The sequence below is a fragment of the Brevibacillus sp. YAE8 genome (assembly GCF_057543335.1).
This window is the reverse complement of record NZ_BAAIYG010000002.1, coordinates 317,694-332,113: the sequence shown is the minus strand read 5'-3', so window position 1 is coordinate 332,113 and position 14,420 is coordinate 317,694. Positions and strand designations below refer to the sequence as shown.

The 14,420-nt window shown below is 56.0% G+C and carries 12 protein-coding genes and 1 pseudogene; 12 read left to right on the top strand and 1 reads right to left on the bottom strand.

What is annotated here, in order from left to right; translation table 11 throughout:
- The first annotated feature begins 524 nt into the window (after positions 1-524).
- From ilvB to leuB, 5 genes are all read left to right on the top strand, one after another.
- Positions 525-2,261, top strand: coding sequence for a biosynthetic-type acetolactate synthase large subunit (gene ilvB, locus AC27IT_RS04420; RefSeq protein WP_025844158.1), 1,737 nt, complete (start codon positions 525-527; stop codon positions 2,259-2,261).
- Position 2,262: 1 nt separating this feature from the next.
- The gene (ilvN, locus tag AC27IT_RS04415) at positions 2,263-2,769 is read left to right on the top strand and encodes an acetolactate synthase small subunit (RefSeq protein ID WP_005829326.1); all 507 of its coding nucleotides are present in this window, start codon (positions 2,263-2,265) and stop codon (positions 2,767-2,769) included.
- A gap of 57 nt (positions 2,770-2,826) precedes the next feature.
- Positions 2,827-3,849: a ketol-acid reductoisomerase gene (gene ilvC / locus AC27IT_RS04410; RefSeq protein WP_005829324.1), complete on the top strand. Its 1,023-nt coding sequence runs from the start codon at positions 2,827-2,829 to the stop codon at positions 3,847-3,849.
- Positions 3,850-3,905: 56 nt separating this feature from the next.
- Complete coding sequence (locus AC27IT_RS04405; RefSeq protein WP_005829322.1) at positions 3,906-5,441, top strand: 2-isopropylmalate synthase; 1,536 nt, start codon at positions 3,906-3,908, stop codon at positions 5,439-5,441.
- A 78-nt stretch (positions 5,442-5,519) separates the two neighbouring features.
- Positions 5,520-6,614, top strand: coding sequence for a 3-isopropylmalate dehydrogenase (gene leuB / locus AC27IT_RS04400; protein WP_122953458.1), 1,095 nt, complete (start codon positions 5,520-5,522; stop codon positions 6,612-6,614).
- A gap of 155 nt (positions 6,615-6,769) precedes the next feature.
- Here the strand turns inward: leuB and AC27IT_RS04395 are convergent, their stop codons facing one another.
- On the bottom strand, positions 6,770-8,212 hold the full coding sequence (locus tag AC27IT_RS04395) for an aminotransferase-like domain-containing protein (RefSeq protein WP_005829318.1): 1,443 nt from the start codon (positions 8,210-8,212) through the stop codon (positions 6,770-6,772).
- A gap of 178 nt (positions 8,213-8,390) precedes the next feature.
- On the opposite strand from AC27IT_RS04395, the gene AC27IT_RS04390 reads away from it, so the two are divergent.
- From AC27IT_RS04390 to AC27IT_RS04360, 7 genes and pseudogenes are all read left to right on the top strand, one after another.
- Positions 8,391-8,897 carry a MogA/MoaB family molybdenum cofactor biosynthesis protein gene (locus AC27IT_RS04390; protein WP_005829317.1) on the top strand — a complete coding sequence of 169 codons (507 nt, stop codon included), beginning with the start codon at positions 8,391-8,393 and terminating at the stop codon, positions 8,895-8,897.
- Between the two features lie 140 nt (positions 8,898-9,037).
- Positions 9,038-10,816, top strand: coding sequence for a B12-binding domain-containing radical SAM protein (locus tag AC27IT_RS04385; RefSeq protein WP_005829315.1), 1,779 nt, complete (start codon positions 9,038-9,040; stop codon positions 10,814-10,816).
- Between the two features lie 51 nt (positions 10,817-10,867).
- Positions 10,868-11,533, top strand: a complete 666-nt coding sequence (locus AC27IT_RS04380; RefSeq protein WP_221843090.1) for a DNA alkylation repair protein — start codon at positions 10,868-10,870, stop codon at positions 11,531-11,533.
- 181 nt (positions 11,534-11,714) lie between these two features.
- Positions 11,715-12,332: a DedA family protein gene (locus AC27IT_RS04375; protein ID WP_025844155.1), complete on the top strand. Its 618-nt coding sequence runs from the start codon at positions 11,715-11,717 to the stop codon at positions 12,330-12,332.
- A 3-nt stretch (positions 12,333-12,335) separates the two neighbouring features.
- A complete protein-coding gene (locus AC27IT_RS04370; RefSeq protein ID WP_026557750.1) occupies positions 12,336-12,695 on the top strand; it encodes a DUF1294 domain-containing protein in 360 nt (119 codons plus the stop codon).
- A gap of 181 nt (positions 12,696-12,876) precedes the next feature.
- Positions 12,877-13,641: an IclR family transcriptional regulator gene (locus AC27IT_RS04365; protein ID WP_487091620.1), complete on the top strand. Its 765-nt coding sequence runs from the start codon at positions 12,877-12,879 to the stop codon at positions 13,639-13,641.
- A gap of 233 nt (positions 13,642-13,874) precedes the next feature.
- Positions 13,875-14,413, top strand: a pseudogene (locus tag AC27IT_RS04360) (3-hydroxyanthranilate 3,4-dioxygenase).
- The last annotated feature ends 7 nt before the right edge of the window (positions 14,414-14,420 follow it).

Sequence of the window (14,420 nt, the reverse complement as noted above, 5' to 3'; positions counted from 1 at the left end):
TGTATCCGCTTTCACGCAAAAACCGCGCCGTTCCGGCATTTTCTACTGAGCATTCGTTCGGACGAAAGTATAGTAAAATCTTTTTGTTTTCGTTGACACCCCCAAAGTGCCTAGCTATAATCAGACGTAACACTTTATTTTCTGACAACAACAATATTAGAAATATTGTTATAATAGCAGGCTATGACGAGGATGGTGCGCGTCTCCCCTTTTACAGAGAGCCCTGGTTGCTGAGAACGGGCATAGGGTACGCTGCATTGCTCACCTCTGAGCTGTTTTGCTGAAATTTGCCTCGTGCAAAAAGTAGGGAAAACCGATTGACACCCGTTAGCGTGTTACAGTCCGCATTTGCTGTGACTGGCTGAGATCGGCTGACCGCGAGGCGCCGATAAAGTTGGGTGGTACCGCGAACCCTTTCGCCCCAAAAGACATGGAAACCGAACCGTGTCGGGGCGAAAGGGTTTTTCTATGTGTCCATAGGTATTTTTTATAGCTGCTTTAAGAAGTGGGAGGAGGAGAGGAAAATGAGTGTTGAAATGGCCGAATTGCAGAAAAAGAACGGCATTCCACCGATTCAGTTCGGGGAGGAAGTGACAGGAGCAGAAACGCTTCTGCGCTGTCTGATCCTGGAGGAAGTCGAATACATTTTCGGCTACCCAGGCGGAGCGGTGCTCCCGATCTACGATTCCTTGTACGGGAGCTACTTCAAGCACATCCTGACTCGCCATGAGCAGGGCGCGATCCACGCAGCAGACGGATACGCCCGCGCTACTGGCAAACCGGGCGTATGCATCGCCACTTCCGGTCCGGGGGCGACCAACCTCGTAACCGGAATTGCGACAGCCCAGATGGACTCGGTTCCGCTGGTGTGCATCACCGGAAACGTAGCCCAGTCGCTGATCGGAACCGACGCGTTCCAGGAAGCGAACATTACCGGAATCACCATCCCGATTACGAAGCACAGCTACTTCGTCCGCGATGTCCGCGAGCTTCCGCGCATCGTGAAGGAAGCGTTCCACATCGCTTCTACAGGTCGTCCGGGCCCGGTCCTCATCGACATTCCAAAAGATGTGGCCAACGCGAAGGCGCCGTTCACTTATCCCGACAAGGTCGAGATTCGCGGCTACCGCGACACGCTCGTGCCGACAGACGAAGAGGTGCAGACATTTGTTGACGCGATTGGCGAAGCGAAGCGCCCGGTCATTTTGGCAGGCGGCGGCATCATCGCCGCAAAAGCCGAAGCAGAGCTGCTCGCTTTTGCGGAGAAGACGCGCATCCCGGTTATCAACACGTTCATGGGGCTGGGCGGTTTCCCGGGCACGCACGAATTGGCGCTCGCCATGCCGGGCATGCACGGCAGCTACACAGCCAACCAGGCGTTGCTCAATGCGGACTGTGTCATCGGCCTCGGCGCTCGCTTCGATGACCGGATCACGATGGGACGCACCAAGGAGTTTGCTCCGAAAGCCCGCATCGTCCACGTCGACATCGACCCTGCCGAGCTGGGGAAAAACGTCGAGACAGCCGTCACTGTGGCAGGCGATGTGAAAAGCACCCTGGCCAAAGCGATTCCGGTTGCCCGCAAATGCGATTCCGAGGCGTGGATCAGCCAGTTGAAGGAATGGCAGGCACAGTATCCGTACAAGTACAAAAAAGACGGCGACGTACTGAAGCCGCAAGCGGTCATTGAGCTTCTGTACAGCTCCACAGATGGGGAAGCGATCGTCACGACAGACGTTGGACAGCACCAGATGTGGACAGCACAATACTACAAGTTCAAGCACCCGCGCTCCTTTATCTCTTCCGGCGGCCTCGGCACGATGGGCTTTGGCTTCCCGGCAGCGATTGGCGCACAGATCGCGCACCCGGATCGCACGGTAATCGCCGTAGTGGGCGACGGCGGCTTCCAGATGACCAACCAGGAGCTGGCGATCGTCTCCCAGTACAACATTCCGGTGAAGGTCGCGATTGTGAACAACCAGTGCCTGGGGATGGTTCGCCAATGGCAGGAGCTGTTCTACGACAATCGCTACAGCCAGATCGACCTGACGTGCAGCCCGGATTTCGTCAAGCTGGCGGAAGCGTACGGCGTCAAAGGCTTGCGGGCCACCACTCCGCAAGAGGCAGAAGCCGTTTGGGCCGAAGCGCTGCGCCATGATGGGCCAGTCGTCGTGGACTTCCGCGTCGCGCAGGAAGAAAACGTGTATCCGATGGTAGCGTCGGGCGACACATTAGATCAGATGGAATTGGGGGACGACTAGGATGCAAACACATACGATCGCCGTACTCGTCAACGATCACCCCGGCGTATTGACCCGAGTCGCGACCTTGTTCGGGCAACGCGGCTTCAACATCGACAGCATCACGGTGGGAGGAACAGAGGAGCAAGGGCTGTCCCGGATGATTATTACCACCGGAGCGGATGACCGCCAGATTCAACAACTGATGAAGCAACTGCAAAAGCTGATCGACGTCATCTCGGTGACGAACCTCAGCGAAAACCCGTACGTTTCCCGGGAGCTGGCGCTTATCAAGGTGAGCGCATCACCGAGCCAGTTGGCCGAGTTGAACGGGATTGTCGAGCCGTTCCGCGCCGCGATCGTCGATGTGGGACCTACCTCGCTGATCGTGCAAGTAACGGGTGACACCGAAAAAATCGACGCGCTGCTTGTGCTTTTGCAAAGCTACGGGGTGCTCGAACTGACGAGAACAGGATCAGTAGCGATGGCGCGCAGTATTGTTCCAGCAACAGCCGCAGCAACGGTTTAAATTGCAAAATTCAGAATAGAAATTCAAACTAAACATAATTTTAGGGAGGCTACACAAATGGTAAAAATGTATTATGAAGCAGACGTAAACAAAGAGGTACTGCGCGGCAAAACAATCGCCATCATCGGCTACGGCAGCCAAGGACATGCGCAAGCGCAAAACCTGCGCGACAGTGGCTATAAAGTAGTAGTAGGTCTGCGCCCAGGGAAGTCTTGGGACGTAGCGGCAAAAGACGGCTTCGAAGTGTTGACAGTGGCCGAAGCAACCAAACGCGCTGACGTGGTGCAAATCCTCATGCCAGACGAGCGCCAGGCGCAAGTGTACCGCGACGAGATCGCGCCAAACCTGAAATCCGGCGCAGCACTCTGCTTCTCCCACGGCTTCAACATCCACTACGCGCAAATCGTGCCGCCTGCTGACGTAGACGTTATCATGTCTGCGCCAAAAAGCCCGGGTCACCTCGTGCGCCGCGTGTACCAAGAAGGCTTTGGCGTACCTGGCCTGATCGCGATCTACCAGGATGCGACTGGCAATGCAAAAGACCTCGCACTCGCATACTCCAGCGGAATCGGCTGCACAAAAGCAGGCGTGATCGAAACGACTTTCCGCGAAGAGACAGAAACAGACCTGTTCGGGGAGCAAGCAGTATTGTGTGGCGGAGCAAGCGAGCTGGTAAAAGCAGGCTTCGATACGCTGGTAGAAGCAGGATACGCGCCAGAGATCGCCTACTTCGAGTGCCTGCACGAGCTGAAGCTGATCGTCGACCTGATGTACGAAGGCGGTCTGGCTCGCATGCGCTACTCCATCAGTGACACGGCTGAGTACGGTGACTACAGCACAGGCCGCCGCATCATCACAGAAGAAACGCGCAAAGAAATGAAAAAAGTGCTGGCTGAAATCCAAGACGGTACATTCGCTCGCAACTGGATCCTGGAAAACCAGGCAAACCGTCCTGGCTTCACTTCCCGCCGCCGTCTGGAAGCAGAGCACGGCATCGAGGTAGTCGGACAACAACTGCGCGGCATGATGTCCTGGCTGAACAAAGAAACGAAAAAAGAAGAAGCGAAAATCGGGCAATAAGGACCCGTATAGAGAGACATATATAATGTAGGAAAAAAAGTGGAGGTGAAAAGTTCATGCGGACCATTGAGATTTTTGATACGACATTACGCGATGGGGAGCAGTCTCCGGGCGTCAACATCAGCACGAACGAAAAGGTGGAGATCGCCCTTCAACTGGAAAAGCTGGGCGTAAACAGAATTGAGGCTGGCTTTGCGGCTGCTTCCCCAGGCGACCAAAAGTCTGTGGCCGAAGTGGCGAAGCGGGTGAAAAACTCCACCGTCGTAAGTCTCGCACGTGCCGTCAAAGACGACATGGATAAGGCGTACGAAGCGCTGCGCAACGCGCAAAACGCATCCCTCCACGTCTTTCTTGCAACGTCTCCGATCCATCGCCAGTACAAACTGAACATGAGCAAGGAGCAGGTCCTTGCTCGTGCGGTGGAGGCGGTCACCTATGCGAAAAAATACTTCACAGAAGTACAGTTTTCCGCAGAGGATGCGGCGCGGACAGAGATCGACTTTTTGGCCGAGGTAGTGGAAGCGGTCATCAAGGCAGGCGCGACAACCGTGAACATTCCGGACACCGTCGGCTACATGACGCCGTACCAGTACGGCAACATTTTCCGCGAACTGAAAAAGCGCGTGCCAGAGACAGAAGGAATCCGCCTGAGCTGTCATTGCCACGATGACCTGGGCATGGCTGTCGCAAACAGCTTGGCTGCCGTGGAAGGCGGAGCTACACAGGTAGAAGGTACGATCAACGGGATCGGCGAACGCGCAGGCAACGCGGCGCTGGAAGAAGTGGCGCTCGCACTGGAGACACGCAAGGACTATTACCAGGCGACAACCAAACTTCATCTGAAGGAAATCGCGCGGACCAGCCAGCTCGTAAGCCGTTTGACAGGAATGATCGTGCCGGGCAACAAAGCCGTCGTAGGCGCGAACGCTTTTGCCCACGAGTCCGGCATTCACCAGGACGGCGTCTTGAAGGAAGTCACCACCTACGAAATCATTCGTCCGGAGTCGGTCGGCTTCAAGTCGAACAAACTGGTGCTCGGCAAGCACTCTGGCCGTCACGCGTTCAAGGAAAAGCTGGTGGAACTGGGCTACCACCTCGACCAAGAGGAAGTCAATGCCGCCTTTGCCGCCTTCAAGGCATTGTGCGACAAGAAAAAAGAAATTACGGACGACGACATTCTTGCCCTGATCGATACAAAAATGGTTCGCGGTGCCGAAGCGTTTCAGCTCGAATCGGTGCAGCTCGCCTACGGCAACATTTCCGTGCCGACGGCAAGCGTCCGCCTGAAGCGGGCTGACGACTCGGTCGTCGAGGAAGCGGCGATTGGCAACGGCTCCGTCGATGCGATCTACAAGGCGATTGACCGCGCCACAGGCGAAGAAGTCACCTTGATCGACTACAAAATTCTCTCGGTCACGCACGGACAGGACGCGCTCGGCGAAGTGTTCGTCCGCCTCCAGCAAGGCGAGCTGACCGTCACTGGCCGCGGAGTCAGCACAGACGTGCTGGAAGCGAGCGCGATCGCCTACGTGCGCGCGATCAACAAAATTTTGGAGCGCCGCGGGGAATCCGTGCCAGTCGCTGCAAACTAGAACAAAACGGATTGGATAGGAAAAAAGAAACCAGCAAGGAACGAAAAACCATTACAGAAAAGAAAAGCGGGATAAACGATGAAGAAAAATTATCGCATCGCCGTTCTTCCTGGTGACGGTATCGGACCAGAGATCATGCAGGAAGCAGTCAAAGTCCTTCAGCTTGTAGGAGAGCGCGAAGGCGTCACATTTACGTGCGAGGAAGGCCGGATCGGCGGAATCGCCATCGACACCGACGGAACTCCGCTGCCGGAAGCGACCGTCAAGCTGGCGAAGCAGGCCGACGCGGTGCTGCTCGGTGCAGTAGGCGGCCCGAAGTGGGATCAAAATCCGGGGCACCTTCGCCCGGAGACAGGACTTTTGGGGATTCGCAAGGAGCTTGGGCTGTTTGCCAACATTCGCCCGGCGACGATGCACAGCTCGCTCGTCGAAGCTTCTACGCTCAAGCCGGAAGTGGTGTCCGGCGTAGATTTGATCGTGGTGCGCGAGCTGACCGGAGGCATTTACTTCGGGGAGAAAAAGCGCTACGACGGTCCGAACGGCGAAGTAGCCGAAGACCAATGCATTTACACCGAAGCGGAAGTCGAGCGGATTATCCGTGTAGGCTTTGAGATCGCTCGCAAACGCCAAAAGCGTCTCGTGTCTGTCGACAAGGCGAACGTGCTGGAAAGCTCCCGCCTCTGGCGCAAGGTAGCAGAGCGGGTAGCGGCCGACTACCCGGATGTCGAGCTGTCCCACCAACTGGTCGACTCGTGCGCGATGCAGCTCGTGCGCGCTCCGAAGCAGTTTGACGTCATCGTGACGGAAAACATGTTCGGCGACATTTTGAGCGACCAGGCCGCGATGCTGACAGGCTCGATCGGCATGCTGGCCTCGGCAAGTCTGGCAGCGGGAAGCTTCGGGCTGTACGAACCGGTGCACGGCTCCGCTCCTGACATCGCCGGAAAAGGCATTGCCAATCCGCTGGCAACGATCCTCTCTGTCGCGATGATGCTCCGCCTCTCGCTCGGCATGGATGAGGCTGCGGCGGCAGTAGAAAACGCCGTCTGGTCCGTCCTCGAAGCGGGACACCGCACAGGCGATATCGCGGCAGATCCGAGCAAGGCGATTGGCACAGTAGCAATGGGCCAACTCGTGCGCGACGAGCTGTCCAAACAATGGCAGCCTAAGTAAAAAAAGCAAAAAAGAACCCTGCCACGGCGTCCAGATGGACAGCGGCAGGGTTTTTGCGCGTTCAGCCGATGGTGATTGAGCCATTTTGGCGAGCGAAAATACGCCCTCTGCTCTCGCCGGCATACGGGCGTATCGTTGTCTGGCCCCCGATAATATTACCGCAGCAGCGCAGCTCCCAAGCGATGCAGCCAATGCTTCAGCTCCCGTTCCTCCATCGGAGCGAGCGGGAAGCGCACAGCCGGGCGGCGCTTCGTGTCAGCAGGCTCGTCGGCTACGCGGAACGCATGGCCGCAGGTCAGCTCCAGACCTTCTTCGCGCAGGATGGCGACGACTCTTTCTTCCAGCTCGGTCGCGTTTGCGGTCGGCGTGCCCCACTCGATCCACGTGTTGAGCCCGCCCGTGATCGGGTACATGCGCGCGTGGGCCGGGAGAGCGTGGTTCTTTTCCTTCCACAGCCGCAAAAAGCGGGATTGGAACAGTGCGCGGCGGTCCGCCAAATACACCTCGGAAAACCATGGATCGTCGAGCAGCCGGACCGCTGCCTCGACGACGAGCAAGGACGGCTCTGCTCCGGTCATGGACACGATCTGCCTGTAGCGTTCCAGTTCCTCTTCGCTAAAATCGGCAGGCAGCATCAGGACTCCTAGCTGCAGGTCGCGCGCCAATGTTTTCGACAGAGAGTGCAGGTAGTACACCTCGACAGGGCTTTTTTGCTGAAAAGCCATCTCGTAGATCGGTTTGCTCGGCTCCTCGAACCAGAGGTCGCCGTAGTGGTCGTTTTCCACGATGCGCACGCTGTGCCGTTCAGCCCAGGCGAGCAACTCTTCCTTGCGCTTCAACGAGTAGCTGATGCCTGTCGGGAAGTGGTAGTGCGGGTTGATTAACAGCCAGTTGGCCGGGTAGTGCTCCTGTTCGGCATCGAGCGCTTCGATGCTGACTCCTTCTTCGTCCAGGCGGATCGGGCGGACGGTGATCCCGCACTGGCTGAGCAGGCGCAAAAAGACCGGGTAGCTGTATTCCTCTACGTAGACGACATCGCGCGGATTCATGACGCGCTGCGCGAGAAAGGCGAAGCCGCTGGTGCTGCGGTTGAACAGCAGCACGCGCTCGGGCGAGTGCGGCAAGCCGCGTCTCTTCAGGTGATCGGCGAATACTTTGGCCGCCTGTGTCCGTCTGATTTTCTTTTGCGCGGAAGGCTCGTCCAGCACGGTCAAACTGTCGTAAAAAGCGCCGCGCAGCCGCTTGACCAGCTCTTCGCCAGGGCGGGGCGAGGAGTCAGCCAGCGAGGCAATCGGGATGTCGGTCAACGGCAAGCGGCTTTCCAGACGAGCTTCCTTTGCGAGCGTCGTCAGGTAGTAGCCTTTGCCGTGCACGGCTTCCAGCCAGCCTTCCAGCGCGAGATGGTCGTACGCCTTTTTCACGGTTTCCAGCGAGCAGCCGCTGACGGTTTTCATGTCCCGCAGCGAGATCAATTGTTGTCCGTCTACAAGAAAGGCCCCGCGCAGAATAGCCGTTTTCAGTTGGTCGGCTAGCTGCACATAAATCGGCGTATGGGATTGCTTGTGAAAATGAAACGAAAAAAATGGGCGTTCTGCCATCCGGGTACGCCTCCTTGTCTGTCAAAAATAACTGTCACCAGCATTATATCGAAAACAGCGTCCTCTAGGGTAGAAGAAGTGAAGAAATCGTTGCAAAAGGACGGTTGGCAAGACCCGTGCCGAGAGAAAATGGTAGAATAAGAGAAACAAGCCAGCAGAAAATGAGGGAGATCACGATATGAGCACACAGGAGCACAAGGCGCTGTCACCAAAACAGGTGACGTGCATGGTCATTACCGTTTCCGATACGCGAACCGAAGAGACGGACAAGAGCGGACAATTAATGAGGCAACTATTAACCGAGGCAGGGCATCACGTCGCCCTCTACCAGATCGTCAAGGACGAGCCTGCCGAGGTGACTGCCGCGATTGAAGCGGGAATCGCGCATCCCGAGGTGCAAGTCATCCTGCTCAACGGCGGGACAGGCATCTCGCCGCGAGACAACACGTTCGAAGCCGTCTCCGGTTTGCTGGAAAAGGAAATGCCCGGCTTCGGCGAGCTGTTTCGGATGCTGAGCTATACGGAGGACATCGGTTCGGCGGCCATGCTCAGCCGCGCTGTGGCGGGCACCAGAGGGGGAAAAATGATCTTTTCCACGCCTGGCTCGACTGGGGCGGTCAAGCTCGCGATGAATCGGCTGATTGTGCCTGAGCTGGGGCATGTCGTGCGCGAACTGAATCGCTGAGCGGGGCCGGGCCGGATTTGCCGTGCTCTGGCCTCGTATGGTACTGTTACGAAAGGAATCGCCCGGTTGGACGCCAGACCATCGTTTGCCTGATGGTTTTTTTCGTCGCCGGATTTTGTGCAAGGAGAGTAGACCCATCCATGAAGATTGTACTATCGACCTTAAATGCCAAGTTCATCCACTCCTCGCTGGCCTTGCGCTATTTGCGCAGCTACGCCCAGAAAGCTTTTCCGGGCATCGAGCTGGTGGAGTACACGATTAACGATGTGACGCTCAACATCGTCGCAGACATCTACAAGCGACAGCCCGATATCGTCGCTTTTTCCTGTTATATCTGGAACATTCGCGAGACGCTCGATGTGATCCGCAATCTGAAAAAAGTATGCCCCGACGTCGCTGTCATTCTCGGCGGGCCGGAAGTGACCTACGACGCGGACGAGTGGATGAAAAAGCATCCGGAGATTGACGTGATCGCCATCGGAGAAGGGGAGCAGACTTTTTTGGAGCTGCTGCAAGCCTATCAGGAGGCGAAAGCCGAGGGCAAGCCTCCTCGCCTGCGGGATGTAGCGGGAATCGCCTATCGCGACGACGAGTACGTTCGCTTTTCGGCACCGAGAGCCCAGATTGAAGAGATGGATACGATTCCGTCGCCCTATGCGGATCATCTCGACGAGCTGAACAACCGCGTCGTCTATTTCGAGGCATCCCGGGGGTGTCCGTTCAAATGCCAGTACTGTCTGTCTTCCATTGAAGACGGGGTGCGCTACTTCAGCCTGGAGCGGGTCAAGGAAGACTTGCTGCGGCTGATTCGCCACGGTGTGAAGACGATTAAATTCGTGGACCGCACGTTTAACATCAATAAAAAGTATGCAATGGAGATTTTCCAGTTCCTCATCGACAACCACAATGGAACGGTGTTTCAATTTGAGATTACGGCCGATATTTTGCGGGCGGACGTGCTCGACTTTTTGACTGAAAACGCACCGCCGGGCATTTTCCGCTTCGAAATCGGCGTCCAATCCACCAACGACGAGACAAACCGCCTCGTACAGCGGATTCAACGCTTCGACCGTCTGGCCAGAACCGTGACGCAGATCAAGGAGTCGGGCAAAATCGACCAGCACCTGGACTTGATCGCAGGCTTGCCGGAGGAAGACTACCAGTCGTTCCGCAAGACGTTCAACGATGTGTTCGCCCTGCGCCCGGAGGAGTTGCAGCTCGGCTTTTTGAAAATGCTGCGCGGGACCGGAGTGCGAGCGCGTGCCGCCAACCACGGCTACGTGTTCATGGATGAAGCGCCGTACGAGATTTTGGGCAACAACGTCCTCTCGTTTGCGGACATGCAAAAGATCAAGCGGGTGGAAGACGTCCTGGAAAAATACTGGAACGCACACCGGATGGACCTCACGCTGGAGTGGCTGTTGGCGAATCAGTTCGAGACGCCGTTTGACTTCTTCCAGACGTTTGGCGACTATTGGGAACAGCAGGGCTGGAGCCGCATCGGCCATCAGCTTGAAGATTTGTTTTTGCGCCTGCAAGCTTTTTTGCAGCACGAGAACGTGGAGGGGCTTGGGCATGTGCAGAGCTTGATGAAGTTCGATTACTTGCGCAACCAGAAGCATCGTCCGCGCAAGCTGTGGTGGGAGGACGTCCTGGACAAAGAGGCGATGCAAAAGACGTACGCCGCCATCTACGAGCAGCGCGACCGGCTGCGCGAAGACTTTGCCGCGCATGCCGCTCTGGAAAAGGACTATTTCAAGCACACGGTAACGGCGAAGGTGACGTTTGACATTGAGACGTGGTTGAGAACCGGGGAAGTTATCGAGGGCGATTTTACGCTGGTCGTGTACTATCCGTATAAAAAGGAGGATAAGAACGATTTTGCAGTCGTGAATCAGGAGGTACATGCTGCCGGCTGATCGCAGGGAAAGCGAAGCAGCACGAGCTTTCACGGGGAAGGAGGGAGCGCGATGACGTGTGCCTTTACGACAGCGGCTGTCCGCTTGCTCGCGAGCCATGCGGATGCCAAGAACGCCGGGCCGATGGAGCGGTACATGAAAAATCAGTTTCCTTTTTTGGGGATCAAGGCTCCGCTGCGCCGCGAGCTGTCCAGACAGTTGTTTCGCGAGCACGGCATCCCGCAAGACTGGGAGCAGGTCGTGGCGCGCTTGTGGGCATTGCCTGAGCGCGAGTACCAATACGTGGCAATGGATCTGTTGGCAAAGACGAAAAAGCAACTGACACCCGAGCACCTGCCGCGTGTAGTCAAGTGGATTACAACGAAGTCGTGGTGGGATACGGTCGACTATCTCGCCGCACATACAACAGGCACGCTTTTTTCCCGCTACCCCGAGCTGATCCGCCCGAACACGACTGACTGGGTCAAAGGCGATAATATGTGGCTCGCGCGGACGGCGCTCCTGTTTCAGCTTTCTTACAAGGCCAAGACGGATCGGGAGCTGCTTTTCGCCTTGATTGAGTCCTGTGGGGCTTCCAAGGAGTTTTTTATCCAAAAAGCAATCGGCTGGGCTTTGCGGGAGTATGCCAAGACAGAACCGGAAGCAGTGCGTGGCTTTGTGGAAAGGACTGTGCTGTCGAACCTGAGCAGGCGGGAGGCGCTCAAGCATCTTGGCTGATGGACGGGCTGTTTTTGTCCGTGATTTCTTCGCTTGATAAAAATGGTTCATCTATTGCAAAATAGACAAGTACCTTTTTACGTGTTTGTACGTAATTACTAAGAGTCACATACTGCACGAGAGCCGCTGCCAGCCTGCGCAAGATTTTGCCGCCAGTGGCGAAGATAGGGGATTTTGCCTCATGGAAATCAACCTGCTGATGTCAATCATAGAGCAATACGGCTACGTCGCGATTTTTTTCCTGCTCTGGCTGGGAATCGTCGGCTTGCCCATTCCGGATGAGCTGGTCGTGGCGACCGGAGGCTTTCTCGCCTCGATCGGCCTTCTGGACCCGTTTTACTCGTTTTTGGCCGGGTACATGGGCGTTGCCTCCGGATTGACCATCGGTTTTTTGTTGGGAAAATACTTCGGAAAGCCGATCCTGCAATGGCTGTCCAAAAGCGAAAAGATGCGGCACGCCGTCGAGCGGTCCACGGGCCTTTTGGAGAAATACGGGACGACGGCTTTGTGCATCAGCTACCTGTTCCCGGTTGTCCGCCACGTCGTTCCGTATTTGGTGGCGCTGGGCGGCATGACGTATCGCCGCTACGCGCTGCTTTCGTATCCGATCGGGCTTGTCTGGACCATCGCGTTTTACTTCCTCGGCTACGTGTTCGGAAACAACGTGGAGGCGATTATCGGGATGATTCGCCAGTACGGCTTCTACGCCTTGCTGGTCATCGTAGTCGCGCTGGCCGCCTGGCTGATCGTGCGCAAGGTCATCGTCAGCAACCGGGCGTTTCGGGCAAAAGGAGAGTAGGCGATGAGACATGAGCAGGTGGCAATCCACAGGCGCAATCGCAATCTGGTGCTTGCGGCCGGATGGCTCCTCGTCCTTGCGGGGTATTTCAGCTACGAGGCGATCGTCGTGGCTGCGGGCGCCCTCGTTTTGAACGGCTATGCCTGGTTTTTGATGCGTGCGGACAAGCGTCTGGCGAAAAAGAAAAGCTGGCGGATTCCCGAGGCCAGTCTCCTTTTGGCCGCTTTTCTCGGCGGAGGGCCAGGCGCATTGGCGGGGATGCTGATTCATCGCCACAAGACCCGGCACGCCTCCTTTTTGTTTTTGGTCCCACTGTTTTGTATGTTGCAAATTGCGCTGGTCGTCTGGATCGGCCGACAATAAAGCAAGAATCTCGTGAGCAACGATGGCGCGAGGTTCTTTTTTTGTTTGGCTGCTTGCAAAAAAGATTACTGTCAGAAAACTCTGAATTGTATATTGCGCATTTCGGGAATCAAGCCTATAATAAGAAGTGTAGTCAACATTATCGAATATTGTTCGATAATATCGAACGAAAAGGAGGAACATGAGCGAGAAGTTTATCCAATCGGTAGATCGAGCCATCGACATCCTGGAGTTGTTTTCTCTCACCGAGCCAGAGCTGAGCGTCAAGGAGATCAGTGATCGCCTGAAGCTGTCGAAAAGCACGGTTCATGGCTTGATGAAAACATTGGAGCACAGGGGGTACCTGGAACAAAAGCCGACCGATCAAAAGTACAAGCTGGGGCTGCGCCTGTTCGAGCTGGGAAATCTGGTCGGCAGTGGAATGGAGCTGCGCAATCTCGCCTATCCGATCATTCAGAGCCTCGTGGCGACGCTGCAAGAGACGGTTCACCTGGTCGTGCTCGACAAAGACGAAGTGGTGTACGTGGAAAAAGTCGAGGCGCCTGCTTCTCTGCGGATGTACTCCATGCTCGGAAAGCGCGCTCCCTTGTACTGTACGGGGGGAGGGAAGGCGTTGTTCGCCTATTTGGACGAGGCGACTGTCGATCACATCTTGCAACAAGCAGATTTGAAAGCGCTTACCCCTTTTACGCTGACCGACCCGGAGGCGATCAAGCGGGAGCTGCAAAAAATTCGCGAGCAAGGGTACGCGATTGACGACGAAGAGATCGAAATCGGCTTGAAATGCGTAGCCGCACCGATTTTCAACCACGAGGGGAAGGTGATCGCCTCCATCAGTTGTGCCGGGCCCAAGCACCGTTTCCCCGACGACAAAATGACGACGTTCATTCAGCAAGTCAAGCATGCCGCACTGGCGCTTTCCAGGCGGTTTGGGTATCGAGGCTGATGGGCAAAAAAAGAGACTTCCCTCTTGTTGGAGCAGTTTTCAAGCGGCCACCCGAAAACACCACAGGGAGAAGTCTGTACAGAACCATTCGTCAACCATACCCAAACCCCTGCCGCCTGTTCGAAGAAATGTGCCGTTTTGCCAGGGAGAGCTGCTGCTTTTGCCGCCCCGGCCGACGATGACGTTGTTTGCAGCAAACCAATCCAAACCAGCCAAAGGGAGCGTGTCGTATCATGAGCACCATCACCAAACCGGTCAACATCTGGAAGTTTATCGAGGAAAACAAGGACAGTTTGAAACCGCCAGTGAACAACAAGGTCGTCTGAAAAATGCCGAGCTGATGATGATGGTGCTGGGCGGCCCGAACAAGCGCCGCGACTTCCACGTCGACCCGTCCGAAGAAATTTTTTACCAGCTCAAGGGCGATTGCTACGTGGAAATCATCAACGCCGAAGGCAAGCGGGAGGTAGTGACGGTGCGCGAGGGGGAAATGTTTCTCTTGCCAGCGAATGTCCCGCATTCCCCGCATCGCGTGGCAGATACGATTGGCCTGGTCATCGAGCGCAACCGCGATCACGGCGAGCTGGAAGACCTCGTCTGGTTCTGCGAAAAATGCGACCACGAGATGCATCGGACACGCGTGCAGTTGACAGATATCGAAAAGCAAGTAAAAGAAGCGATTCATGCGTTCAATGGCAGTGAAGATTTGCGGACATGCAAAAGCTGCGGGCATGTAGCATCCGAGGAAGTGAACGAATGGCAGCCAGAATAGACTTCCT